Origin of the sequence: Enterococcus sp. AZ089 (assembly GCF_050547225.1) — a bacterium.
GTDB lineage: Bacteria > Bacillota > Bacilli > Lactobacillales > Enterococcaceae > Enterococcus_D > Enterococcus_D entomosocium.
The window spans coordinates 208,830-235,173 of sequence record NZ_CP172954.1; the positions used below are offsets into that span (position 1 = coordinate 208,830).

General features: G+C 43.7%; 27 protein-coding genes. 26 read left to right on the forward strand and 1 reads right to left on the reverse strand.

The window, feature by feature from the left end; all coding sequences use genetic code 11:
- Positions 1-255 precede the first annotated feature (255 nt).
- From IGJ01_RS00975 to IGJ01_RS00985, 3 genes are all read left to right on the forward strand, one after another.
- Positions 256-1,773 (forward strand): peptidoglycan DD-metalloendopeptidase family protein, encoded by a 1,518-nt coding sequence (locus IGJ01_RS00975; protein WP_429970067.1) that lies wholly within the window; start codon positions 256-258, stop codon positions 1,771-1,773.
- 495 nt (positions 1,774-2,268) lie between these two features.
- Positions 2,269-2,673: a hypothetical protein gene (locus IGJ01_RS00980; RefSeq protein ID WP_429970068.1), complete on the forward strand. Its 405-nt coding sequence runs from the start codon at positions 2,269-2,271 to the stop codon at positions 2,671-2,673.
- Between the two features lie 288 nt (positions 2,674-2,961).
- Entirely contained in the window at positions 2,962-4,455 is a 1,494-nt protein-coding gene (locus IGJ01_RS00985; protein ID WP_223347152.1) for a helix-turn-helix domain-containing protein, read from the forward strand.
- Positions 4,456-4,687: 232 nt separating this feature from the next.
- On the opposite strand, the gene IGJ01_RS00990 is transcribed toward IGJ01_RS00985, so the two are convergent.
- Positions 4,688-5,065: a DUF7006 family protein gene (locus tag IGJ01_RS00990; RefSeq protein ID WP_005232663.1), complete on the reverse strand. Its 378-nt coding sequence runs from the start codon at positions 5,063-5,065 to the stop codon at positions 4,688-4,690.
- A 552-nt stretch (positions 5,066-5,617) separates the two neighbouring features.
- Here IGJ01_RS00990 and IGJ01_RS00995 point away from each other — a divergent pair.
- The 23 genes from IGJ01_RS00995 to lacD all read left to right on the forward strand — a co-directional run bounded on the left by IGJ01_RS00995 (position 5,618) and on the right by lacD (position 26,221).
- The gene (locus IGJ01_RS00995) at positions 5,618-7,105 is read left to right on the forward strand and encodes a phytoene desaturase family protein (protein WP_429970069.1); all 1,488 of its coding nucleotides are present in this window, start codon (positions 5,618-5,620) and stop codon (positions 7,103-7,105) included.
- An 11-nt stretch (positions 7,106-7,116) separates the two neighbouring features.
- Entirely contained in the window at positions 7,117-8,223 is a 1,107-nt protein-coding gene (locus tag IGJ01_RS01000) for a glycosyltransferase (RefSeq protein WP_429970070.1), read from the forward strand.
- A gap of 12 nt (positions 8,224-8,235) precedes the next feature.
- Positions 8,236-8,724 (forward strand): glycosyl-4,4'-diaponeurosporenoate acyltransferase, encoded by a 489-nt coding sequence (locus IGJ01_RS01005; protein ID WP_429970071.1) that lies wholly within the window; start codon positions 8,236-8,238, stop codon positions 8,722-8,724.
- A 320-nt stretch (positions 8,725-9,044) separates the two neighbouring features.
- Positions 9,045-10,109 carry a bifunctional transcriptional activator/DNA repair enzyme AdaA gene (locus IGJ01_RS01010; protein WP_430601305.1) on the forward strand — a complete coding sequence of 355 codons (1,065 nt, stop codon included), beginning with the start codon at positions 9,045-9,047 and terminating at the stop codon, positions 10,107-10,109.
- Positions 10,110-10,407: 298 nt separating this feature from the next.
- Positions 10,408-10,836 (forward strand): MarR family winged helix-turn-helix transcriptional regulator, encoded by a 429-nt coding sequence (locus tag IGJ01_RS01015; RefSeq protein WP_005232643.1) that lies wholly within the window; start codon positions 10,408-10,410, stop codon positions 10,834-10,836.
- Between the two features lie 10 nt (positions 10,837-10,846).
- Entirely contained in the window at positions 10,847-11,809 is a 963-nt protein-coding gene (locus IGJ01_RS01020; protein ID WP_430601306.1) for a ring-cleaving dioxygenase, read from the forward strand.
- 13 nt (positions 11,810-11,822) lie between these two features.
- Entirely contained in the window at positions 11,823-12,716 is an 894-nt protein-coding gene (locus tag IGJ01_RS01025) for a VOC family protein (RefSeq protein ID WP_167822637.1), read from the forward strand.
- Positions 12,717-12,733: 17 nt separating this feature from the next.
- The gene (locus IGJ01_RS01030; protein ID WP_016611541.1) at positions 12,734-13,342 is read left to right on the forward strand and encodes a flavin reductase family protein; all 609 of its coding nucleotides are present in this window, start codon (positions 12,734-12,736) and stop codon (positions 13,340-13,342) included.
- A 13-nt stretch (positions 13,343-13,355) separates the two neighbouring features.
- Positions 13,356-13,952, forward strand: a complete 597-nt coding sequence (locus tag IGJ01_RS01035) for an alpha/beta hydrolase (protein WP_005232636.1) — start codon at positions 13,356-13,358, stop codon at positions 13,950-13,952.
- Positions 13,953-14,373: 421 nt separating this feature from the next.
- A complete protein-coding gene (locus IGJ01_RS01040; RefSeq protein ID WP_077453036.1) occupies positions 14,374-15,318 on the forward strand; it encodes a sugar phosphate isomerase/epimerase family protein in 945 nt (314 codons plus the stop codon).
- 14 nt (positions 15,319-15,332) lie between these two features.
- Complete coding sequence (locus IGJ01_RS01045; RefSeq protein WP_077453034.1) at positions 15,333-16,706, forward strand: PTS transporter subunit EIIC; 1,374 nt, start codon at positions 15,333-15,335, stop codon at positions 16,704-16,706.
- A gap of 14 nt (positions 16,707-16,720) precedes the next feature.
- Positions 16,721-17,185, forward strand: coding sequence for a PTS sugar transporter subunit IIA (locus IGJ01_RS01050; RefSeq protein WP_077453032.1), 465 nt, complete (start codon positions 16,721-16,723; stop codon positions 17,183-17,185).
- 27 nt (positions 17,186-17,212) lie between these two features.
- Positions 17,213-17,875, forward strand: coding sequence for a ribulose-phosphate 3-epimerase (locus IGJ01_RS01055; RefSeq protein WP_077453031.1), 663 nt, complete (start codon positions 17,213-17,215; stop codon positions 17,873-17,875).
- Positions 17,872-18,312, forward strand: a complete 441-nt coding sequence (rpiB, locus tag IGJ01_RS01060; RefSeq protein ID WP_016611535.1) for a ribose 5-phosphate isomerase B — start codon at positions 17,872-17,874, stop codon at positions 18,310-18,312. The genes IGJ01_RS01055 and rpiB overlap by 4 nt, the downstream gene beginning before the upstream one ends.
- 159 nt (positions 18,313-18,471) lie before the next feature.
- A complete protein-coding gene (locus IGJ01_RS01065; RefSeq protein WP_005226765.1) occupies positions 18,472-19,224 on the forward strand; it encodes a DeoR/GlpR family DNA-binding transcription regulator in 753 nt (250 codons plus the stop codon).
- Positions 19,225-19,680: 456 nt separating this feature from the next.
- Positions 19,681-20,112 carry a PTS sugar transporter subunit IIA gene (locus tag IGJ01_RS01070; protein ID WP_086332885.1) on the forward strand — a complete coding sequence of 144 codons (432 nt, stop codon included), beginning with the start codon at positions 19,681-19,683 and terminating at the stop codon, positions 20,110-20,112.
- Positions 20,113-20,114: 2 nt separating this feature from the next.
- Positions 20,115-20,390 (forward strand): preprotein translocase subunit YajC, encoded by a 276-nt coding sequence (gene yajC, locus IGJ01_RS01075; RefSeq protein WP_008376459.1) that lies wholly within the window; start codon positions 20,115-20,117, stop codon positions 20,388-20,390.
- A gap of 19 nt (positions 20,391-20,409) precedes the next feature.
- Positions 20,410-20,892: a PTS N-acetylgalactosamine transporter subunit IIB gene (agaV, locus tag IGJ01_RS01080; RefSeq protein ID WP_005232625.1), complete on the forward strand. Its 483-nt coding sequence runs from the start codon at positions 20,410-20,412 to the stop codon at positions 20,890-20,892.
- Positions 20,893-20,918: 26 nt separating this feature from the next.
- Positions 20,919-21,725, forward strand: a complete 807-nt coding sequence (locus IGJ01_RS01085; protein WP_005232623.1) for a PTS mannose/fructose/sorbose/N-acetylgalactosamine transporter subunit IIC — start codon at positions 20,919-20,921, stop codon at positions 21,723-21,725.
- On the forward strand, positions 21,715-22,743 hold the full coding sequence (locus IGJ01_RS01090; RefSeq protein WP_008376454.1) for a PTS system mannose/fructose/sorbose family transporter subunit IID: 1,029 nt from the start codon (positions 21,715-21,717) through the stop codon (positions 22,741-22,743). Before IGJ01_RS01085 ends, IGJ01_RS01090 begins: the two co-directional genes overlap by 11 nt.
- Before the next feature lie 214 nt (positions 22,744-22,957).
- Entirely contained in the window at positions 22,958-23,692 is a 735-nt protein-coding gene (locus IGJ01_RS01095; protein ID WP_016619581.1) for a GntR family transcriptional regulator, read from the forward strand.
- Between the two features lie 178 nt (positions 23,693-23,870).
- Positions 23,871-25,040 carry an SIS domain-containing protein gene (locus IGJ01_RS01100; RefSeq protein WP_430601307.1) on the forward strand — a complete coding sequence of 390 codons (1,170 nt, stop codon included), beginning with the start codon at positions 23,871-23,873 and terminating at the stop codon, positions 25,038-25,040.
- Positions 25,041-25,225: 185 nt separating this feature from the next.
- Positions 25,226-26,221: a tagatose-bisphosphate aldolase gene (gene lacD / locus IGJ01_RS01105; protein WP_430601308.1), complete on the forward strand. Its 996-nt coding sequence runs from the start codon at positions 25,226-25,228 to the stop codon at positions 26,219-26,221.
- Positions 26,222-26,344 lie beyond the last annotated feature (123 nt).

The window sequence follows — 26,344 nt, forward strand, 5'->3', positions numbered from 1 at the left end:
GGATCTTAGGCAACAGAAAGAAAAAGCTGCAACCCAGACTCGATAACGAATTGGATGCAAAACGTGATCCTTTACCAGTAGACCCATTCTTCCAACAACTCGTTCTCTTTGACAAGCACGGGAGTCATTTGCTTGAGTCGAAAAAACGAAGCGTAGTATAATAAAAGAGAATTGATATTTATTTACTATTTGGATGACAACATGTTTTTTTGATAGAGGTTGTTAAGTGAAAAAAGGAGAGAAAGGAAATCGCCTATGAAGCATTCGCAAAAAGGGGTAGCGCTTCTTTTGGTTTGCGGACAACTTTTAGCTGGTGTGCCAGTTTCAGCTGCGGTTGTTGCATCGGAAGGTACGATCGTTGCCCAAACATCAGAAACAGCTGCACAAGAAAGTGACAGTAGCAGCACAGCAGGGACGGTTGAAGAAACTGCTCCAGCAGGGGAAGGACAAGTGTCCGATTCGGAGCAAGGATCGGCACCTGTAGAAAGTGTACCAGAAGGATCTGAGACAGCGCCGGAGGGAACAGAGCAAACCGAAGAACCAACCCCAGATCCCCAACCGACGCCAGAACCGAAACCAGAGCCGAAACCAGAGCCAGAACTACCGAGTAAGCCAGAGCCTTCTCAGCCAGAAGAACCAACCCCAGCACCGAAACCAGAAAAACCAACGAAGCCTGAAGCGCCCAAACCTGAGACGCAGCCAGAGAAGCCCCAACCGTCAGAACCTGTAGAAACGCAACCGACACCAGAAGCAAACAGTGATGCAAGTCAAGAAACACCGGCGGCTGTGTCTCCGATCATACCACCAAGTACCCAAGCACCAAGCGGGCCAAGTCAATCCGATCCTATAACGCAGCAAGGTAGCGAAACGAGCTTGACGGTCACACCAGTAAAAGAAGTGTGGGATTTTATCCAAGAAATCGGCGAAGATGCCCGAGATATTGGCTTGAAAAATGATTTGTACGCTTCTGTCATGATTGCACAGGCTATTTTAGAATCAGGTGGCGGTCAAAGCAGATTGAGTCAGGCGCCGTATTTCAATCTCTTTGGTATCAAAGGAACCTATCACGGACAGGGTGTTGCCTTTCGGACACAAGAAGATGATGGTTCGGGAAATCACTACACAATCACGGCAACGTTCCGCCAATATACTGGCTACAAAGAGTCATTGATGGACTATGCTCGTTTGTTGAAAGAAGGGGTCGGGCAGCAGTCTGATTTTTATAAAGGCGTATGGAAATCAGAAGCGACTTCTTATCAAGAGGCTGCCCGTTATTTGACTGGTCGGTATGCCACAGATACGACGTATGATCAAAAGCTGACAGCTTTGATCGAAGCCTATGCGTTGAACCGTTATGATCAGAAAAAACCTGATGTGACCGCAAGCGAGACGTATCTTTTTCCTGTTGAAAAAGCCGTTGTCACTTCTACTTTTGGCCCACGTTGGGGAAGCTTTCATCGGGGCGTTGACTTTGCCGCAGCGTTTGGGACACCCATCATGGCGAGTCAATCTGGAACGGTCATCCGTTCAGAGGTTCATCCTTCTTGGGGGAATTATGTAGCAATTCTTCATGACGACGGGATGACGACGCTCTATGCCCATAATCAACAGAACCTTGTGAGGGTGGGCCAACAAGTGAAACAAGGAGAAACGATTGCCCTCATGGGTAGTACGGGCAATAGCACAGGCGCACACCTGCACTTTGAAGTCAGTGCATCGCCTAGTTTGAGCCAAGAGCAATTGGTCGATCCCATCGCTTTTTTAACAAAATAAGGATTGCCGAAAAGAGAGTATCGTGGATACTTTCTTTTTTTGTCTTTTCCAGCAATTTTTTGGGAGCAACGATTTTAATTTTTTTTTCATGAAAACCGAAAAAATGTTTAAAAAAATCGTGCATAGATTCTTTATAATTTTCACATAACCGTAACAGTTGCTAACCCATAAACTGGCGTGAACAGATCGGTCAGCCAGCAGCACAAATGGTAGGTTCGAATGCTATTGATGATGAGCGGAGAAGCAAAATCGTTACAGTTTTTACCCCTACGAATAAAAACTTGCTAACGAAGTAGGGGAGCGAATAATCAGGAAGTGCATCAATTATAAGTCTATTCCTTTTTTTCTAATCAGTATTGATCGTTGAAAAGAACTAACAAGAAATGATTAACCATAAAAAAGTAGAAGAGATAAATGAGCTGCTCTTTTTTTCTGTTAAACGAAAAGAATGTTTTACACAGTGATGCATAAAATAAAAAAAGAGGGGAACATTTTATGAGAATAAATAAAACGGATTTTGAGGCAGTGATGGCCAATAGCGAATTTTTAGACTATTACTGTCAATTATTTGAACAAAACGGTGAACGATCCGTCACAGATAAGCAATTAGAAAAATTACACTATTTGATTCAAAAGCAGGTGGCACTAACGATTCAAAAGAATGCGAGCTATTCCTTTTTTACACAAACATACAAGCTGCCGCAAACACTCGTAAAGGATTACCAACTGTTAGCGAAATGTACCGAGAGGCTTTCAAAAATAGAAATGGATCAGTTGATACCCAAACAATTTATTGAACAGGACTTTAACGTGCAGATGAAAAAAGTAAGTCAAGAAACGCAATATGAACAGCTTTTAAACATCATGACAGACACATTTAGACAAATAAAGAAAACATAGGTGATTTTCAACATAGCAGTTTTTTTCAAAATGAAGCAAATGTTACAAAGAATTTTCTTATTCCTTAAGCAGAATCTGATGAAAGCAAAAGCGAAATCCTTGCACTATTTTTAATAGCCGATAAAATAATTGTCATAAGACAGTAGTCTGGACACAACGCTTTTTTTCATCAGTCTATGAAAAAACCGATTTTTTATGTAGGATGAAAACCGATATAATGAGACTGCTTAGGCGCCTTTCATGCGTAAATTAGCCGCAAAAAAGAAATTCTTAGTAAGGAGCTTATGTTTGAAAAATTTTCAATTGAGTTTTGTCACAAGCAAATCGACCGTCCGATGGCTGCAGATTCTAAGTGAATTTGAAAAAAATGAAATTTGCAGTGCCAGCCATTTGGCTGAAGTAACAAGTAGTACCACAAGGACGATTGGCAAAGACATCAGTCAGATTAATGATTATTTCTGTGGGTTGATCCTGATCACTTCCACCAATCAAGGCTATTCGTTTGAACTATTTGATTATTCACAGTATGAAAAGAAAAAAGCCTCGCTTTTAGCGAATGAACCGCTCTTTATTTTATTGGAAAATATTTTTATTGGAGAGTTAAAGACGATCGATGAGTGGGCGGACTGCTTGTTTTTATCCAAGAGTACCTTATCAAAATATTTGCAGCGCATTCATGAACAACTGGCACGTTTTGATCTCCAACTAGCACTAGATCCCCTGAATATCGTTGGACAAGAAGCAGATATCCGCAATTTCTTCTGTACCTTTTTCTATGAAACGGATAGCACACCCCATACTGTCTTTCCGCCAGCTGCGGTCCAACAGGCAGTAACGGAAATCGGCAGGATGTTTGACAAAAATAGTTATCACACCGTTTCGTTTTCACAATATACGTATCTACTTTATATTTCGCTTGAGCGATTTATGCAAGGCAAAACTGTGCAAATCAACGACGAATTGTACCACGCCTTGCGACACAGTATTCAGCTGATGCACTTTCAGCGAATCAATGGCATTATTGAAAAGTACTTTCAATGTCGATTGACGAACGATGAACTTATCTTTTTGTTTGTTAGTATTATCACAAAGAAAAAACTGCAAAATGTGATCGTCGAACAAAAGTTTTGTCTTTCTTATAATCATTGGACCGAGATTCGCACGTTGACCAACGAGTTTTATCAGATGTTGAATGTATCGTCGAAAAAGCCTAAAGAAGATCAGATTCTGATCGAATCCTTTTTTACTTCTGCCAAATTGAAGGAGTGCTTATCCACTTCGGCCAATCGTAATATTTATGATGTGAATGCGTTTATTAAGAAAACTTTTTCTAAGGAGTTTGCTGCTTACCGAGAGTTTTTAGAAAGTAGTTGCGAGTACCACACCCTTTATTCTGTGGAGTATCTGACGGATTTTTGTGCAAACTTAGTGATTTTTATCGAATCTGTTCGAGAACGTCATTGGTTTCCCCGAAAAAATATCGCCTTTATCTTCGAAGGAAATAACAATATCGTTCAGTACATTGAGGGCTGGTCCAACCGCTATTTTAGCCGATCCCATCAAGTCTTTTATCCTGACTCAGGGGAAGTCAATGCTCAATATTTAGAACAAAATACCATTGATCTGCTAGTGACGAACTATGCCGAGCATGCGACCGAATTTCGAGATATCGTTGAATGTATCGTCTTCAAAACGATCCCTTCTTCTTCTGACTGGAATCGGCTGCTTGAACGGATCAATCCTAACGTCACCCGCCAATTTGCCCTAAAAGACCTCTTCTAGTTTCCCATTCTGTTTTGACCTAAAGAGTTGCTAGAAAGGGCCTTTTACATGAAAAGAAAGCATTTTTCCTTCACTGCTTAGACAGTGAGAAGGAAAGATGCTTTCTTTTTTAATGGCTTGACTCTCCGCAGCTGTGCAGGAGTGTGGGAAGGGGAAGTGGGGAATGCATCAGGTACGGATGCAAGCCTTTGGAACCAGCGGTTTTCAATTCAATCGATCAATGTGGGCGAAATCATTGGGCTTCACTTAAGTAAATCAAACTCCAAGGCGCCTTTTGGTTTAGCTGAAGACCGGTCAATTCCCGATAGAAACAGGTTTTGTCTTTGACCGTCAGCTGAATGATCTCTTCTTCCGTATACTCGTTTAGAGAAGAAATTTTTAAAACATAAAGTTCTTTTAGTATTTGCAGCTGTGCGTCGATATCTAAGAGCAACGACATTTTTTCGAAAAAAGTACCCTCGTCTTGTTCATAGATCGCCAAGAATCGTTGGCGCAAAGAGAGATAAAAATTAAAGATTTTTGGGTGTGTATAAGAACAGGGAGAGTGGATAAATTCTACGTCAAAAAAGTTTACATATTCTTCGGCTGATTGGATCGTTTTTAAGTTCATATCAATACTCCTTATAAGTGTTAGGAAAAGGTGACAATACGTGTCATTATCAAAAAGAGTCACTGTTAAGCAATGTCTTACTGAGAAGGCCCTTTTGTTTTTTTTAATGATTGGGGGAAGGACTTTCGCTACATTCAATGTACAGGATATTCCAAATTGGCTCAAACGCGTTTTTTCGTAACCATACGAAGATTTGTTTTCGCTGGTATTAACGTCAAAAATGTTCAACTATTCTGATAATTGTTGTTATAAAAAGAATATTTTCGGAATGGACGAAATGACTGGGTTTCCTTTCTTTTCCAGCAGGTTGTTTTTTCATTCGCTGAAATCATGGTTGAGAAAAAACAGCATCAGTTGACCGGTAGGCTCATCCCCGTCATTTTTTCAAAGGTGTGATACTATAGAATTATCTAGAAAAACGATCCTTTGATTCAAGTGGCCAATGCCAAAATAGTGCGAAGACACGCAGTTGCAGTGAGACGCAACCGTCTGTTTCGGTGAAAAGAATTGGCTAAATAGGGACGTTTATTAAAGCAAACGAGGAGCAACTTAATGAATGAGAAAAAAACAGTTGTAGTGATCGGCGGCGGACTTGGTGGTCTATCAGCGGCGGTCTCATTAGCCCAAAATGGCTTTGATGTATCATTATATGAAAAAAATCACCATTTAGGTGGCAAATTGAACCGACTGGAAACAAACGGCTTCGGCTTTGACTTAGGTCCTTCGATTTTGACGATGCCGCAGATTTTTGAAAAATTATTTACTGGCAGCAATCGCGATATGGCGGATTATGTTGCGATTCGCCGATTGCCATTGGAATGGCGCTCCTTTTTTCCTGACGGCACCAAGATCGATCTCTATGGCGATCTTGCCCGCATGGCAAAGGAAAACCCCCACTTGTCGGAAAAAGACATGGCAGAGTACCAAGACTTTTTGGACTATGCGCAAAAGATTTATGATATCACGGAAAAAGGCTATTTCGAGAAAGGCTTAGATACCACGAAAGAAATCTTGAAGTATCACGGCGTGATCAAAGCGCTGAAAGGCTTTGATTATTTCTCTTCCATGCATGATGCCATTCAAAAACGTATCAGCAATCCGCAGCTGCAAGACATGCTGAGCTATTTTATCAAGTATGTCGGCTCGTCTCCTTATGACGCCCCAGCCGTCTTGAACATGATGATCTACATGCAGCATGCCCAAGGTGTCTGGTACGTGCCAGGCGGGATGCATCGGTTAGCCGAAGGCATCGTTCGCTTAGCAAAAGAGATCGGTGTGACCTTCCATACGGGACATAAAGTGGAAAAATTGATCGTTGAACAAGAACAAATCCGTGCCGCTCGTTTGGATGATGGTACGTTGATCGAAGCCGACTATTTTGTTTCCAACATGGAAGTGATCCCGGCTTATGAAGAGCTGTTAGAAGAAGCGCCGACCTTTACTCGAAAACTGGAAGAAAAATTTGAACCAGCAAGTTCTGGCTTTGTCTTGCACTTAGGGGTCAAAACCTCCTATCCGCAACTGGCGCACCACAACTTTTTCTTTTCCAATGCCTCAAAAGAAAACTTTGATCAAAATTTCCATCAGCATCAGCTGCCGGAAGACCCAACGATCTATTTGGTCAATGCCAACAAAACCGATCCGTCGCAAACAGTGGCAGGGCATGAGAACATCAAAATCTTGCCTCATATCCCTTATTTGCAGGATAAACCCTTTACGGAAGCGGAATACGATGCCTTTCGTGAACGGATCTTGATCAAGCTGGAAAACATGGGCTTAACGGATCTACGCAAGCACATCGTGTATGAAGACCGTTGGACACCCGAAGACATCCAAAAGAATTATTTGTCACATCGCGGCGCCATCTACGGCACGGTCTCTAATCGCAAGAAAAATCATGGCTTTAAACACCCGAAACACAGCGAACGCTACGAAAATCTATACTTCGTTGGCGGTACGGTCAATCCCGGTGCCGGCATGCCGATGGTGACCCTTAGTGGCCAGCAAGTCAGTGAGATGATCACCAAAAGAGAACACTAAGACAAGAAAGGATGATGACTGTGTACCTGCTGCTCGCTGGTATTTGCGCTGCTTGGCTGGCAGGCTGGCTGATTTTTTTCCGCCTGCCGACGATACCCACCCGCAAGGAGACAGCCGCATCCAAAGACTTGAAGGAGAGGGCAGAATTGTCGATCATCATCCCCGCCCGCAATGAAGAAGAAAATTTGCCGCAATTGTTGGCATCCTTGCAGCAGCAAACCCTTTATCCTGTGGAGATTTTGGTGGTTGATGACGGATCGGAAGACGAGACGATCGCCTGCGCCAAGCGCTTCGGTGCGACGGTCTTGCAAACCGCTGCTGATTCTGCTGGGAAAGCGGCGGCTTGCTGGTTAGGCGCCTCACAAGCGGTGGGCAAGTATCTATTATTTTTGGATGCCGATACCTTCTTTCTAGCAGAAGATGGCTTAGAGCGCCTTTTCGCTGCGTATGAGGAGCGATCGGGACAAGGCCTGCTCTCGGTGCAGCCCTATCATCAAACGAAGCGCCTGTATGAACAACTATCTGCCGTCTTTAATGTCATCTTACCTGTCGGGTTGAACCGCTTTTCTATCGTAGGCGAAAAACTCTCAGCCGGCGGCGCCTTTGGTCCGTGTATCTTGTGCAGCAAAACAGCGTACCTTCAAGCCAATGGGCATCAGGACATGCCACAAGGAATCTTAGATGATCTAGCATTAGCGAGACGCTTTAAGAAAAAACGCTTGCCGATCACCTTGTATGGTGGAAAAGACCTGTTGGCCTTTCGGATGTATCCAGCTGGTGTTCGTCAACTTGTTCAAGGCTGGACGAAGGACTTTGCCACTGCTTCGCAATTCACTCACCCTTTGATCATGGCGGGTGTCATCTTGTGGATCAGCGGCGGCATTGGGGTACTGGCGGCACCGTTTCTGATGGAACCGCTTTGGCTAGGACTGCTTTTTTATTCTGCTTATTTTGGACAAACTCTGTGCTTTGCTCGCCGTGTCGGCAACTTCAACCGAGTCTTGCTGCTTTTTTTCCCATGTTACTTTCTTTTTTTCCTAGGCTTATTTGGTTGGTCATGGATCCAAACCCATTTGTTGAAATCCGTGACCTGGAAAGGACGAAAAATCAATTTATAGGAGGCGATGCACATGCCGCTGATCACCTTATCTCCACTGCTCTTGCTCATTACAGACAGCTTGGCTTGGCTGCTGTTTCATCTAGGCATCTCGTTTGGCTTGCGCAAAGTCAGTGATGCTTTTTTTGAACGTCATGCCAACTGGTTCCGTTCTTTTGCCTTTGAAAAAGGCGGCAGAATCTGGGCGGAGGTATTTCGTATTCGTCAGTGGAAAGACAAATTGCCCGACGGCACTGTGATTGCCAAAAAAGGCTTTGACAAATCTCGCTTGGCTCAGCAACAAAAGGACTATCTGGAAAAATTCGTCATCGAAACACGCCGAGCAGAGCTGACCCATTGGCTGCTGATTGTTCCAGCACCGTTCTTTTTCCTCTGGAATCCTACGTGGGCGGGCTGGGTGATGATCGCCTATGCGTTATTGGCCAACTGCCCATTCATCATGATCCAACGCTATAATCGCCCCCGTTTGGAGCGAGTCTTGCGGAAAAAAAGTGCCCTGTAAGTCAAGCAGAAGGCGACGGTCTAGGTTCCTGTAGGTGCCGCTTTAAGATTCGCCGAAAAATAGGCAAACGGGAAATCAAAAGGATCGGAGGATAACTGCCTTCGATCCTTTTTAAAAAAATTGATGTTAATTTTTATGGGATGCGTCAAGACCATTCTTTGTACACTAAGGTCATTCAGAGGAAAGGGTGATCGTATGTCATCAGAAGGATATGGGCAAATTTTCGACCTGCCTTTGCAGGCTGCTGCATTGGTTGGTCGTGTGTTAGGACAGGTACAAAGTATTTTTGTAAGTGTAGAAAAGAAGGAGGGATGCGCAAGATGATTGAAGATAGCCGACAACGGGACCACTATTACGACATGCTGATTGAAAAAAATTCCCAATATGAAGGGATTTTTTACGTTGGGGTAAAAACCACCGGCGTCTTTTGCCGTCCTACCTGTCCAGCGAAAAAACCGCTCAAGAAAAACTGCGAGTTTTTTCAGACGGCACAAGAAGCGCTGCTGGCGGCGTATCGTCCCTGCAAACGATGTCGCCCGCTCAGCTCACCTAGCCACTTATCCCCTGACGTGAAAAGCCTTGTGGAAGCGGTGGAGAGTAACCCGGAGAAAAAGTGGACCGATAAAGATTTTGAAACGCTAGCGATCCATCCCAATACTGCGCGTCGACAATTTAAAAAATATTTTGGCATGACCTTTATCGAATATTCCCGTGCACGCCGTTTAGGGTTAGCGTTTAAGCAGATTCGTGAAGGAGAACCGCTGATCCAAGCACAATTAGAAGCCGGCTTCGATTCTGGCAACGGCTTTCGAGATGCGTTTTCCCGGATTATGGGGGAATTGCCTTCCAACAGCCGCGAAAAAACGATTCTTTCTTCTGCTTGGCTTGAGACCAAGATAGGGTCGATGTTGGCGATCAGCGACCAGCAGCAGCTTTACTTGTTAGAATTCGTGGATCGCAGAGGGCTAGAAACGGAGATCGCTGTTTTGAGAAGCCGTTTGAATGCAGTGATTATTCCCCAGCAAACAGCAATCATCCAGCAGCTTAAGCAAGAACTGACGGAATATTTTGAAGGAAATCGAACTGTTTTCACGATTCCAATTGCATTGATCGGCTCCGATTTTCAGAAAGCCGTCTGGCAGCAGCTGTTGGCGATGAAGATCGGAGAAACATACTCTTACAAACAATTGGCACAGCGAATCGGCAATGAAAAAGCTACCCGAGCTGTTGCCAATGCCAACGGAAAAAATCAATTGGCGTTGATCGTTCCATGCCACCGCGTCATCAATAGCGATGGCAGCATCGGCGGCTATGGCGGCGGTGTCGAACGCAAAAAGTGGTTACTGGCTTTGGAAAAGCAGGTGCAGCCGACCACAATGATCTAAAAAGGACAAGTATGCGTCGGAATCAGCGCTTCATTCATCGGTACATGGAATGGATCGAATCCTCTTCAGTAAAATATATATTTAGCGGAACTCATGGAACCTTTCATGAGTTCCGTTTTTTTATTAGATTTGAAGGGGACGTAGAGAAAAGGTGGGACCTTCGTTAGTGTCTAACCGTTCTTAACCTCTATAAAAATAAGCATTGAATGATTTTCTTAAACAACCAAAGCATATCTTTTTACAACTTACAAAAAGTAAGTTATGATTATCTCGAATTCGAAATAAAGAGGTGAGGAAAATGGCGCATCAAGAAGAAGCGCTCAAAGCGTACATCGGTTTGCTGCGTACGGCGAGTCGTTTGGAACAAGTGGCAAAAAAAGATGTTCGTTGTTATGGCTTAAATATCACAGAGTTTTCTGTACTGGAATTGCTTTACCATAAAGGCACCCATACGACGCAAGCCATCAAGGAAAAAATTTTGATCGCCAGCAGCTCGACAACCTATGTAGTCGATCAATTAGTCAAAAAAGGCTGCGTGCGCCGGGAACCTAGCCAAGAAGATCAACGGGTAACTTACGTCAGGATTACGGAAGCAGGCAGGGCATTGATGGAGAAAATTTTTCCCAGTCATGCACAAAAGATTGCGGCGAGTTTTTCCGAACTCAGCAGTGAAGAATTGCAACAATTAAAAACAATTTTACGAAAAATAACTTACGATCAGAAATGAGGAAAAGAAAATGAGAAAACAAGATCAATTATTAGGGGTACACCATGTGACGGCCATGACAAGTGATGTGGAACGGAATTACCATTTCTTTACAGATGTGTTAGGGATGCGTTTAGTGAAAAAAACCGTCAATCAAGATGACATTTATACGTACCATACCTACTTTGCGGATGATTTAGGGTCACCGGGAACGACCATGACGTTCTTTGATTTTCCCAATACCGCTCGCGGCAGCAAAGGAACCAACTCGATCACCCGCACCAGTTTCCGAGTACCCAGTGATGCTGCCCTTGATTATTATGCCGCACGCTTTGATGAATTTGAGGTAAAACACGAAGCAATCACCACCGAATTTGGGAAAAAAGTGATGCGTTTTTGGGATTTTGATACGCAAGCTTATCAATTGATCTCTGACGAACACAATACTGGCGTGAAAGCTGGTACTCCTTGGAAAAAAGGACCGGTTCCTACTAAATTTGCGATTTATGGCTTAGGTCCTGTCGAAATGTCTGTTTCTTACTTGGCAGATTTCAAAGGGCTGCTGGAATCCGTTTTTGATTTCAAAACCATTGATCAAGTAGATAATCGCTATTTGCTAGAAGTTGGTGAAGGCGGCAATGGCGCTCAAGTCGTTTTAGTGGAAGATACCACGAGCCCGCAAGCGCAACAAGGCGATGGCGAAGTACATCATGTCGCTTTTCGCTTAGCTCACCACGACTCATTAGCAGTTTGGCAAGAAATCTTTGATAACTTGGGATTGGCCAACTCCGGCTATGTGGATCGCTACTATTTTGAATCCTTGTATGTGCGCATCGGCCATATTCTTTTTGAACTAGCAACAGATGAACCAGGGTTCATGGGGGATGAGCCATACGAAACATTGGGTGAGTCCTTATCATTGGCACCATTTTTAGAAAATCGCCGTGAATACATCGAAGGAGTCATCAAACCCTTCAATACAAAACGCGCCTAAGGAGGCACACAGTATGCAACCCATTCAACAGATCCACCATATTTCAGCCATCGTAGGCGATCCGCAAACGAACGTTGCCTTTTACCGCGACGTGTTGGGGTTGCGCCTCGTCAAACAAACCGTCAATTTTGATGATCCGTACACGTATCATCTTTATTACAGCAATCAAGCATTAGAAAATGGGACCATCATCACCTTCTTTCCATGGGCAAATGCCCATCCTGGACGAGTAGGAAGCGGACAAGTCGGCACGATCGCGTTTCGTATTCCTAAAGGCAGCAGTGCCTATTGGCAAGAACATTTGGCGAAACATCAAGTAACTGTCCAAGAAAGTACATTGTTTGATCGGCCAACTTTAGAACTTCATGATCAGCATGACCTGTCTTTGGCGTTAGTCGAAGCCGAAGAATCGGCGGAAACACCAGCGATTGTAGGCTTTCATGGGGCCGTCTTGCTTTCGGCACAACCAGAAGCGACCATTCAAACGTTGGCAGATGATCTAGGACTAAACATTTTTAACAAAACAGAGAAAAGCACCCATCTTCATACCGCAGGCACCCTCGCTCATGAGATCGTCGTGCCCCATGAAGCACTGCCAGCAGGGCGCTGGGGTGTCGGCACCGTCCATCACATCGCGTGGTCTGTGCCAACGGAAGCAGTGCAAAAAGAGTGGCAAGAGTACTTGTACGATCAAAGATACGGAGTCACTGAAATCAAAGACCGCAATTATTTCAAAGCCGTCTATTTCCAAGAGCGGGGCAACATCGTCTTTGAGATCGCAACAGAAACCCCAGGCTTTTTAGTTGATGAACCATTAGAAACGTTAGGACAGCAGTTGATGCTGCCAGCCCAATTTGAAAGCCGTCGTGCAGAGATCGAGGATCGCTTGCCAGACTTATCGGTTTAGAAAAAAGGAGACGCTGTATGCACTATTTAGATCCCAAGAATTTGACCCAACGAGAAAATTATAAACTACTGATCGGCTCCATCATTCCACGGCCAGTGGCAGTGGTCAGTACGCAATCAGCCGATGGTATCGTCAACATCGCCCCATTCAGTTTTTTTAACATCGTCAGCTCAGAACCCGTGATCCTCTCGTTGGCTATCCAGCGTAAAGAGGGGGAACTGAAAGACACCGCCCGCAATCTGTTGGCGACAAAAGAAGCCGTCGTGCATATTTTGGATCAAACAAATGTCCAAGAGGCCAATAAAACCGCGGCATTATTGCCCGCAGACCAAAGCGAGTTGACGGTTTCTGGATTTACCACAACGACATCGAAAACAATTGTCGTTCCTGGCTTGAAAGAAGCCAATGTACGCTTAGAAACGATTCTGCATCAACACGTACCCATCAAAAAAGACCAGCAGACCACTGCCGATCTCTTATTGTTGGAAGTCGTCGGCTACCAGATTGCAGAGGATGTCTATCAAGATGGCAAGATCGATCCCCGTGCCTTACAAGCAGTCAGCCGGCTAGCGGGAAATTCTTACGCAACGATTGGGGAGATTTTCGATATCAAACGACCAAGTTAAAGGAGGAACTTCGATGAAAGCAATCTATCAACAAGGAGCAGCTGACGCACCAGTTTTGGTGCTGCTCCACGGCACCGGTGGCGACGAACAGTCGCTGCTAGAAGTAGGCAAAGCCCTTGATCCCCAAGCTTCACTATTAGGTATTCGCGGCAATGTCTTAGAAAACGGCATGCCCCGTTACTTCAAACGCCTAGCTGAAGGGGTTTATGATGAAGCCGACTTAGCACTTCGCGGCGACGAATTAGCCGATTTTATTCGGCAAGCCGCCAAAGAATACAACTTTTCGTTAGCGCAAGTGGTACTGGTGGGTTATTCCAATGGCGCCAACATTGCCATTCGCTTATTACTAAATGATAGTGACCACTTCAAAAAAGCGATCCTCTACCACGCCATGTATCCAGTCGAGAATGTACCGACGAATTCCTTGCCTGACACTCATGTGTTTCTGAGTTTTGGCAGAAACGACCCGATCGTTTCCCTAGCTGACAGTGCTTACGTCCAAGAGATCTTTACCTCGCGGGGCGCAGTCCTTTCAACCGTTTGGACCCCAAGTCATCAGTTAACGTATGAAGAAGTTGAACACTCGCGCACGTGGTTGACCAAACAATAAAGCAGTGCCCATTTCCTAATCAAACAGCGATCCTGCTGGTTGGTTAGGTTTTTTTGTTTCACGTGAAAACAATTCGAAAGAGTGAGAGGGGATACATTACTAGGGACGCCTAGTTCAATAACAGCCCACTAGGAATTTACCAAATGATCCTTTTTCTGAAACGAATAGAGTCAAATCAGCATAATCAGTGAATCAAGATAACTTTTTTAAAATTATCCATAAAAAATCAATTTATTTCAAATGATTCCAAAATGGAGTTTTAACAAAATAAATGCTTATAAATCAATTTTTTGAAGTATTTCTTTTAATAGAGACAATGCTTCTTTATGAATTAATTTGAAATAATATGAAATAAAGTGGTTGTTAATGGAAAAATTTTGTGCTATTCTGAGTCTATAATAAATGGCTAAGGAGAATGAAGATGAAATTAGCAACGAGAATCAATTCATTTTTATCAATTTACGAAAATGATTTAGACAATGTATTTGGCGCATTCAAAGAATTGGGGCTTGATTACGTAGATTTAAATTATCCGGAGCACGTCGGTGGGACGACTGCCTCTGAAATGAAAGAGAGATTGGGACAAGCTGATTTGAAATTGAATGGTGTTGCATTGCGATTCAGAGAAGAGTTTATCAACGGTGAATTAGGCAATGCTGACCCACAGGTTGCGCAGCATGCCTTAACGTTATGCAAAGAAGCTGTTGATTATTGTCGTGCAGCAGGTGGAGAAGTCGTAACCATTTGGCTCGGGTTTGATGGCTTTGACTATAGTTTTCAAATCAATTACCAAAAGGTTTGGAATCAGATTCGGGCTGCCTTTATTGAAATTGCTGACTACGCACCAGATTTGAAAATCAGTATCGAGTATAAGCCATTTCAACCAAGAGCCTATGCGTTCATTGATAGTATGGGTGTCACTGGAATGATGCTTAATGAGATCAACCGTAAAAATGTAGGTGTGACCCTTGATTATTGCCACATGCTAATGAAACACGAAAACCCTGCTTTTGCTGCGGATCTGTTCGCTGGAAAAGGGTTATTATACGGGGTGCATCTGAATGATGGGTATGGGTTAAACGACGATGGATTGATGATCGGTTCAGCAACACCCTTCAAAACATTAGAATTCTTGTATTATGTCAAAAAGCATAACTATGACGGTGTGATTTATTTTGATACGTTCCCTGTAATTGAGCATGCCTCAAAAGAGTGCGAACAAAACATGAAAATGATCAAACAAATGGATCAAATGATCGATAACGTAGGCTTGGCTGCGATTCAAGCTGTGATCGATCAAAACGATGCAGTCGCAGCCAATCAGTTGCTGCTTGAATTTTTGTCACCAACAAATCAATCAAAATAAAAGGAGTGGGGAAGATGGATTACAAAGTGATGGCAAAAAATATTTTAGAAAAAATAGGCGGAGCGGAAAATGTTCGCAATATGACACATTGTGCCACCCGGTTGCGTCTAACGTTACATGACACCGCAAAAGCGGACGATCAAGCCGTCGAGAATATCGACGGAGTGATCAATGTCATTAATAAGGCGGGCCAGTACCAGCTTTTGATTGGGACAGAAGTTGGAAAGCTCTATGATGAGTTTGAGCCGTTAGTTAAAGGTGACGAAATTTCTGGTAGCCCTACCACAGAAGAACAAGCTTCTGGCAGTATTATCAGCAATGTTTTTTCTGCCGTATCTGCTATTTTTGCGCCACTACTCCCAGTTTTGGCGGGCTCAGGTATTTTAAGAGGACTACTGATTTTGTTTGTTCAGCTCGGGTTGATCAGTGAAGACAGCGGCACTTATTCGATTTTATTTGTTGCTTCTATGAGTGTATTTTATTTCTTACCCGTATTGTTAGCGTTTACTTCAGCGCGGCGGTTTGGTGCCAGTCCGTATATCTCGGCATTGATCGGGGCTGCGTTAATCAATCCTGATTTTATTGCATTGATGGGAGGAGCAGGCAACGGTGCAACGACGGAGTTCTTCGGGATTCCAGTCGTTTTGATGAACTACAATTCGACTGTCGTACCAATCATCCTTTCGATTTGGGCTTTTTCATATCTCTACAAATTCTTAGACAAACACATACCGGAGACTTTAAAATTGGTGGTCGTTCCTTTAGTCTCACTAGCGATTATGGTTCCATTGACAGTGATCGTTATTGGACCAATCGGGGTCTATAGTGGCGAAGCAGTCGCTAATGTGGTGAATTGGTTGATCGAGCGCAGTAGTGTGCTAACTGGAATCTTAGTTGGTGGTGGTTGGAGTGTTCTCGTAAGTTTGGGCATTCACTGGGCAGTCAATCCAATCATGATTAATAACGTTTCAACCTATGGCTTTGATTACATCGTTCCTTTTACTTTTGCATGTAACTTCGCTGTGATAGGTACAACGATTGGCGTTTACTTTAAAGCAAAAGATAAAAAACTACGAAGCTTTGCTTTAACTGGCTTGGTCACGATCGCATTATCAGCGATTATCGAAGCTACTTTGTTCGGCTTACTTGTAAAAAATAAAAAACTTTTCTTAGCGCAAATTATTGGTGGTGCTGTGGGTGGGGCCTATTTAGGATTGATGCAAGTTGTAACGAATGCCTTTGTCTTTGGTAGTGTCACCACTTTTCCCGCCTTTGTAGGCTCAACTTCCTCGAATTTCATACAAGCGATGATCGGCTTACTGATTTCAATGGTGGTTTCAGCAGTCTTAGCATTTGTATTTACCAATCGAGACGAGACGTTGGCGTAGAAAGCAGGGGAAATATGGGTCTATTTAAGAAGAAAAACGTTATATATGCACCAGCTAATGGCGTGGTGAAAAGTATTGACCAAGTGAAGGACGAGATGTTTTCAACCAAACTATTAGGCGATGGGTTTGCTGTGGTACCAACAGATGATCTTGTTACAGCACCGATTGAAGGAACGGTGGTCTCTGTGTTTCCTACAAAACATGCGATTTCGTTAAAAACCAAAAATGGCTTAGAAGTTCTAGTCCATATTGGGATCGATACTGTGGAACTAAATGGCGCAGGATTCGATACCAAAGTTTCTGAAGGTGACAAAGTTACTGCCGAGAGTGTGCTGGCAAACGTTGATTTTCCGTTTCTGGCATCACAAGGCAAAGAAACGGATGTAATCGTTGTTTTCACTAATTCCGCACAGCGAACCTTGACGATTACAGAGAAGCAAGGGCGTTGTGGACAAACGATTGGCGTTATCAATGAGTGAGAACAGTTGCTGACAGGAGGTAGTGTTTTGAAGAAAAAAATTTTGTGTCCATCTATGATGTGTGCTGATTTTTCAATGCTAAAGGACGAGGTTGCCGCTTTAAAAGCGGCGAAAATCGATATTTTTCATCTTGATGTTATGGACGGACGATTTGTTCCAAATTTTGGTATGGGACTTCAAGATATCGAAGCTATTTGCAAATGGTCAGAAACCTTAGTTGATGTCCACTTGATGATTGAAGATCCGGGAGCGTATGTAGAGAAATTTGCGGATATAGGTGTAGATATCATTTATTTTCATCCGGAAGCAGATCGCCATCCTACAAGAACTATCAACAAAATCAAGCAAAAGGGAAAACAAGCCGGAATCGCTATCAATCCTGGAACAAGTGTAGCAATGATTGAAGAACTGCTGCCATTGATCGATTACGTGATGGTAATGACTGTTGATCCCGGTTTTTCAGGTCAAGCGTATTTGACACATGTAGAAGGAAAAATAAAGCAGCTTGCTGCAGTTAAGGAACGTTATTTCTACCAATTAATGGCAGATGGAGCGATTTCGCCTGCCGTAATGACTCGCTTAAGCGCCTTAGGTGTTGATGGGTTTGTTTTAGGGACCTCCGCTCTTTTTGGAAAAGAAGAATCGTATCAAGAACTGATCTCAATATATAAAGAGGAGGATCAAGCATGAAACTAGCAATCGGTTGTGATCATGTTGGGTTTGAATTAAAAACTGATATCATCACCTATTTGGAGTCGTTAGGGCACACGGTACAGGATTTTGGGACAGAAAGTGATAAACGCGTTGACTATCCCAATTATGCGGCGACTGTTGCAGAAGCGGTGGTAACCCAAAAGTGTGATTTGGGAATCTTGATTTGTGGCACAGGCGTGGGTATCTCAATTGCTGCCAACAAAATCAAGGGCATCCGAGCCGTAGTGTGCAGCGAACCCTATAGTGCTAAGCTCTCAAAAGAGCATAACAATACCAACGTATTGGCGTTTGGTTCGCGCGTCGTGGGCGTCGAACTAGCGAAAATGATTACTAAGGAATGGCTGGCTGCTGAGTTTGAAGGTGGTCGTCACCAAAAACGGGTAGCAATGATTGGTCAGTTAGAAGTAGAATGATCAAAGGTTAGAGGATTCGCTAATGCGAATCCTCGTCTTTTTTTGTTAACGAGAAATTTATCCCATAATCTAGATCAAATTGACGAACAATGAAAGTCCTTGCTCATACCGAGAGAAAAAGTATGGTATAATTTGAAAAAAAGTGAAGTTGACCAATTAATGGAGGTTGCTATGATTCCATATGAAAGACAAGAAAAAATTTTAGAAGCTTTGGCTCAAGATGAACTGTTAAAAATAGAGCAATTGCAAAGCATTTTGCCTACTGTTTCTATCTCAACATTGAGGCGGGATTTAAAAGAATTAGAAAAATCAGGAAGAGTTGAATTGTTGGCTGGTGGCGCAGTGAAGATTTGTTCAACGGCTTCCGAAATGCCGATTGCAGCTAAAGCTGCTTTGTATTCCCAAGAGAAAGAAGCGATCGCTACTTTGGCTGCTGAGTTGGTTCACGATGGTGATGTGATCTACCTAGATTCTGGTTCGACTTGTACAGCGTTACTGCATAAAATCATTAATAAAAAAATCACGATTATTACTACCAATACGAGTGTCTTTACAATTCAACAAGAAACTCCTGCCGAGATTTTACTTCTTGGTGGCCGATACAATCCCGTTATTTCATCCTTGAATGGTCCATTGACGGATGCAAATTTACAAACGTTTAACTTTCAAACGGCTTTTTTAGGTGCTAATGGTATTGATGCTGAAAAAGGTGTAAGCACGCCCAACTTGGTAGAGGCGAACAAAAAGCGTGAAATTCTAAATAATGCCAAAACCGCCTATTTATTGTGTGACAGTTCGAAATATGGACAAGTCGCCGCGGTAAAAGCTTTTAGTACAGAAGACGTTGTCATTATTTCTGATGCTTATAACGATAAGATTGGAGAACTGACGCAAATCATCTATCCGAACTAAAAACAGGATGGCATCTGAGTGGTATTGGCAATGTTGGAGATACAATTTAATAAAACGCATAATGGAAAATGAGTTTGGTGATGATCAAAACCAGTTAGGGATTATACCTAGCTGGTTTTTTAGTAAGGAAGCAAATTTGTTGATAGTTCCTTTATTTAACAACGTTGATTGTTGTATCGGTGAATAGTGAGTGACTTGTGGTTCTTTAGATACCAAGACTCAAAAACCAGTGAACGTACTTGTTAAAAATAACATTAAAGTCGTTCCCTTGATGGATTTCAATACCTTTATCAATTGGGTTATTAATTGATAATCATTGTTTTGGCGCCATTTTTCGTATTTAAAGATAACAAAGACATTTTTATATAAAAACAAAAAAATTGTTGACAGACAAAATGAAAGCGTTTATATTGGATATGTGGTTACTACCAGTTGAGAGTAAGGGGAGGACATAAGATGCTTGGTTTGGTTTTAACAGGTCATGGAGGATTTGCGCAAGGGATGGAAAATGCGCTTGCGATGATTGCAGGGCCGCAAGAACAGTTTCTAGCAGTGTCGTTTTTAGAGGAAAATCCGTTAGCTGACTTTGAAAAAGAGTTGCAAGGAGCAATCGATCAATTAAAGGAAACCTGTGATGGGGTCGTGATTTGTGCAGACCTTGTAGGCGGGACCCCTTTTAATGTTGCGATGACCGCTGCCAATGAGGTCCCGCAAGTCGAGGTCATCGGCGGCATCAATCTACTGCTGCTAGTGGAAGGTTCGTTGACTAGATATACGGCAACTGATCCAGAGCGTTTTTGTCAAGAACTGGCAGAGATTGGCAAGAGCGGTATTTTTCACGGAAAGATCAAAGGCCATGAGGAAACCAATGAGGAAGAAGGGATTTAACGATGTGGGAAATGATCTTAGCAGCCTCAATCGTGGTGCTTGTTTTTCTCTTTCTCTTTTTGGCGGTCTCATCTTTCTTGAATGGGAAACATCTGAAAAAGCAAAAAGGCTATTTCGCTGAATTGCAGCAGTCCTTGAAAAAGGGGCAGAAAATCAAATTATACGGCGGCATTATTGGGGAGATTCAAGCACTTGGGAAAGAGACGGTCGATCTAAGGGTGAAATCGGGAACGGTGATCGAAGTAGAACGCAGTGCGGTTGCAGAAATCATGCAGTAAATAGAAGGAGGACATATTTATGGGAGAACCAAATATTTTGTTGACGCGAATCGACAATCGGTTGATTCATGGGCAAGTTGCCACCCAATGGAACGGTACGTTGGGGGCAAATCTAATTTTAGTGGCAAATGATAAGGTCGCCAAAGACAAAGTCAGACAAGGGTTGATGGATATGGCGGCGCCAGCTGGCGTCCAAACGAGGTATTTCTCGATTCAAAAAACCATCGAGATCATTCATAAAGCATCGCCAAAACAAAAGATTTTCATGGTGGTTGAAAATCCTCAAGATGCGTTGAAATTAGCTGAAGGTGGGGTGCCAATCAAGAAACTCAACATTGGGAATATGCATATGTCAGAAGGGAAAAGACAGGTTGCTACGACAGTTGCCGTCGATGAAGCAGATGTCGATGCTTTTAAAAAACTGAAGGAAATGGGGGTGCAATTAGTGATTCAGCGGGTTCCAACGACACCTGTTGAAGATGAAAAGAAATTATTTCAGTGATGCAGAGATAAGGAAGGAGAAAGAAAATGGATTACACGATTTTTCAAATCATTTTAGTCTTCATAGTTACATTCATTGCCGCAATCGATCAATTTAGTTTTTTAGAATCATTGTACCAGCCCATTGTTACCGGGATGGTTATCGGACTTATTCTTGGAGATCTTCAAACCGGCTTGATCGTTGGCGGAACCTATCAGTTAATGACGATCGGCAATATGCCGGTGGGCGGCGCGCAACCGCCAAATGCGGTGATTGGCGGAATTATGGCAGCAATCTTAGCGATCACGCTGCAGCTGGAACCGACAGTGGCCGTCGCTACGGCGATTCCGTTTTCTTTGCTGGGGCAATATGGGGTGACGATTATCTTCTCACTAATGTCGCCAGTGATGTCAAAAGCTGACAGCTACGCCCATGATGCCAATACGAAGGGCATTGACCGGATCAATTATTTAGCGATGGTGGGTCTTGGAACGATCTTCGGCTTGATTGTGGTCTTATTCTTTATCGGCGGTGCTGCCTTCGGGAATCAGGCGGTCGCAGCGATCCCTCAATGGTTGATGGGTGGGCTCGGCGCAGCTGGGGGCATGATGCGGTATGTCGGTTTTGCGATTTTACTAAAAGTGATGGTTTCCAAAGAAATGTGGGGCTTCTTCTTTATGGGGTTTGGTTTAGCCACGATCGTAATGGCGGCACCTTCCTTGCAAGGACCAGCCTTGATCATTCTAGCCTTTATCGGTTTTGCATTAGCCTTTTGGGATTATCAAATCCAGTCCAAATTTAAAGTAGCAACAGCCAATACCTATGATTTCGGAGGCGATGAAGATGGCATATAATATTCCCGATTCTTATAGCGAACAAGCGCCCGCAGAACAACTGGATAAAAAGACCTTGAACAATATGGTCTGGCGTTCCTTATTTCTACAAGCCTCTTTCAACTATGAGCGAATGCAAGCAGGAGGCTGGTTATTCAGTATTTTACCGGGATTGAAAAAGATCCACAAAAATGAAAAGGACTTGGCTGCTTCAATGAGCCATAACCTAGAGTTTTTCAATACTCATCCATTCCTCGTGAACTTTGTGATGGGGATCATTCTATCGATGGAACAAAACAAAGCCGATATTCCCATGATTCGGGCAGTGCGAGTCGCCGCGATGGGACCGCTAGGCGGGATCGGTGACGCGTTATTCTGGTTCACTCTGGTACCGATAACAGCTGGTATCACAGCCAATATGGCGATCAACGGCAACATCGCTGCACCGTTTATTTTCTTACTGGTATTCAATGCGGCCCAATTTGGTTTACGGTTCTTCTTGATGCATTGGTCCTATCGTTTAGGGACAGATGCGATTGGGATCTTAACGGAAAATGCCAAAGAGTTCACCCGAGCAGCGAGTATTTTAGGGATTTTTGTTGTCGGTTCCTTGACCTGCGTGTATGGGGCGACGTCTTTGGATATTCAGATCCCTAACGGTACTACCAATGAAGTGACACAAGCGACGACGATCGTGGATGATCAAGCAGCCATTGCCGCTTACGAAGACATGCTGTATACCACGGATGAGAATGGACAATTGACCGACACACTGCAAGAAAATGCGGCGGTCAACGAATTGGCTAACGGCAAATATGAATTGACGTTTAACAAAGTCAACGAAGTGCCTGTGACGATCGATATTCAAAAAATCCTCGATGGGATCTTGCCGCAAGTGATTCCATTGACCATCACACTGATGCTGTATTTCTTCTTATCAAAACGCGGCTGGACGCCGTTGAAATGTATCGCTTTGCTGCTAGTGATCGGCTTGATCGGTTCTGGCTTTGGTCTGTATCCATCCATTTGGCCGCAATAAGCAAGCTAGCAGAAGAAACGGCGCAAACCGTAGGAGGAGTTTTGCTAAGCAAGCAAAAGCTGACTTTTCAGCTTAGCTCGTGCTGGCAATTGGTTCATTTTCCTGCGTGAAGAGATGCAAGTTCAGGAAACAGAGCCCCTGTAGACGATTGTTTGACACGCCTATCGGGAAATAGTACACTCGTTATGTGGTAGTAACCAGTTTGGAGGGGCTTATGAATATCAATAAAAATCGACAACCATTATACGATCAATTGTTAAATTTACTGATTGAAAAAATCGAAAATGAAATGGAAGCAGACACGATGCTTCCCTCAGAAAGAGAACTGTCAAAGCGCTACGGGTTAAGTCGGACCACCGTTCGCTTGGCACTACAGGAGTTAGAAAAATTAGGCTATATTTATCGCCAACATGGTAAAGGAACCTTTGTCTCGGATATCCGCAAGCAGGCAACCAATTTATCGGGTTCCTATAGTTTTACCGAACAGATGAAAGCACTGGGGAAACAACCGGAAACTAGAGTATTGGCATTCAAAAAAATGGAAGCGACAAAATATTTTGCTACTCAGTTGCAAGTTTCCATTGGCGAGCCGATCTACAAGTTAAAACGATTGCGTCTTGCTGATGGCCAACCGATGATGATCGAGCGTTCTTATCTGCCCGTCAAGCGCTTCATGAATTTAACGAGTGAGATGATCGAGCAAAAACCATTGTACGATATCTTCCATGAAGATTTTCATCAAGTGATCCGCCTAGCGGACGAAGAATTTTTTGCCAGCATTGCCAGTGCGAAAGATGCGGCATTGCTAAAAATCCACGAAGGTGCGCCGGTGTTGAACCTGGTACGCAGCACGTTCAATATTGAAAATGAAGTGATCGAATACACCTTGAGTGTTGCTCGAGCAGACCAATTTAGATACAAAGTCCGCCACTTGCGTAACGACGAGTAGCGCATTTCCTAGACAGTCTGAAATGATCCGCTCGAGCAAAGAAAAGGTGTGTATTCAAAACCAGTGAGGTCGAGGAAGTTTGCCCTTTGGGTGATCGCTAAGTATTCATCCAAGACAACGCTCCTCGTACCGTCACTGGGAATACATACTGGAAAACCAGCAGCTAGGAGGAAGAAAGATGTTTCAACTGTCAACAAAGGAATTAGCAGAATTAGGTGCGGAGATTACAACAAGAGAAATCAAACAACAGCCAGAACTGTGGCAAGAAACCTTGACGATCTATCAAGAAAAGCAAGAGGCTATCGCGGCTTTCTTACGTACTATCAAGCAAAAGACGGACAAGCGAATCCGCGTGGTCTTCACGGGAGCGGGGACATCGCAATATGTTGGAGATACGATCGTTCCTTACTTGAATAAGAACGGCGCAACGGTGGATTATCTTTTTGAAAGTATTGCTACGACGGATATTGTCGCTGCTCCAGAACAAGTTTTATTTGCGGATGAGCCAACACTGCTCGTTTCTTTTGCTAGAAGTGGCAATTCACCAGAAAGTTTAGCAGCGGTCAAAATCGTCGATCAATTCGTTGCGGACAGCTATCATTTGACGATCACTTGTGCAGCCGACGGATCTTTGGCACAACAAGCTGCGGCTGATGAAGCGAGTTATCTGTTATTGATGCCTGAGAGGTCAAATGATGCTGGATTTGCGATGACGGGAAGCTTTTCTTGCATGGCCCTTTCGGCACTGCTGATTTTTGACCAGACGCCTCTGGCGGAAAAAGGGCATTATGTTGAAACCCTTAGCCGGTTGGGGCAAGAAGTGATCGACAGAGAAACAGAACTCCAAGTACTGACGGACCGTTCCTTTAAGCGAATCGTTTACCTTGGTTCAGGCACGTTGTCGGGGTTGACCAGGGAAGCACAGCTAAAAGTATTGGAACTGACTGCGGGAAAAATCGCCACCGTGTTCGATTCTTCGATGGGCTTCCGTCATGGACCGAAATCATTCGTAGATGATCAAACCCTCGTCTTTGTCTTTGTCAGCAATACGCCATACACGCGGCAGTATGATCTTGATATGTTGGAAGAATTAAAGAGTGACGGCATCGCCGTCGCAGTGACCGCCATCGGACAGCCGGCAGCTGTGAATTTTTCAGGAACAAACTTTTTCTTTCCAGATGCCACATTATTGCCAGACGGTTATCTTGCCTTAGTAGACATTGTTTTTGCGCAAACGATCGCACTGTTGGCATCGATCAAAGTCGGTAATACACCGGATACCCCTTCGCCAACGCGTACCGTCAATCGGGTGGTCAAAGGCGTGACGATTCATCCGTATAACAACTAACGATGACTGAGAAAGACCACCACGAGCACGTATCTTTTCGTGTACGAAGTCGATACGTGCGGTGGTCAATCAGTCGAACGGCTTCATCAATAGACATTTTTATATGTGCTGACAACCGTTTCGCCAACACTGAAAAAAGTGAAAGCGGTTGATTCTTTGGCATGGACAAAAAAGGAGGAATTTTAATGAAAGCAACCATAACGAAACCCAAAAAAGCAGCAATGGATCGCCTGTCAACGAAAGAAGGAGTGATCGCAGCTTTAGCAATCGACCAACGAGGTGCCTTGAAAAAAATGATGGCAGCACTTGGCGTGGAGGCTGATGCAGAAAAAATCAGCCAGTTTAAAAAGCTAGTCTCACAAGAATTGACCCCTTACGCGTCTTCCATTTTACTAGATCCAGAATATGGGTTGGCAGCTGCGCAAAGTCGTGATCCAGAGGCGGGGCTTTTGCTGGCGTATGAAAAAACCGGCTATGATGCGACTACGCCGGGACGTTTGCCTGATTTATTAGGGGAATGGTCAGTTGAGCGATTAAAAGCAGCAGGCGCCGATGCCATCAAATTTTTGCTTTATTATGATGTAGATGAAGATGCCCAGATCAATCAGTTGAAACACGTCTTTGTGGAACGACTCGGCAGCGAATGCCAAGCGGCTGATCTGCCCTTCTTTTTAGAAGTCCTTTCCTATGATGCTAAGCTGCCTGAAGTCGACTCAAAAGCATATGCGCAACGCAAACCAGAAAAAGTCATTGGATTGATGAAGGAATTTTCAAAACCGCAGTACAAAGTCGATGTGTTAAAAGTGGAAGTACCAGTCAACATGAATTATGTGGCAGGTTTTGCCAAGGGAGAAGCCGTGCATACCAAGGAAGAAGCTGCCGCGTATTTCAAAGCGCAAAGCGACGCGACACATCTGCCGTTTATTTTTCTCAGTGCAGGCGTATCAGCCAGCTTATTCCAAGAAACACTGGTTTTTGCCAAAGAAGCTGGCTCCACCTTCAATGGCGTCTTGTGCGGCCGGGCAACGTGGAAAGATGGTGTTGAGCCCTTTGTAAAACAAGGAACAGAAGCAGCCAAAGAATGGCTAGCAAGTACTGGAAAACAGCACATCGAAGACTTGAATGAAGTGATCCAAAAGACCGCCACTTCTTGGTGGGACAAAGTCGCAGTCAAGGAATAGTTTTTTCACTGTTTGACAAGAGAAATGGCCAATAATCAGACATCTTAAGGGCTTTTGAGAAGAAGTGGCAGGCTTCTGACTTAAGGCTTTAGGGTGTCTTTTTTATACGTTGACAAGTTCGGT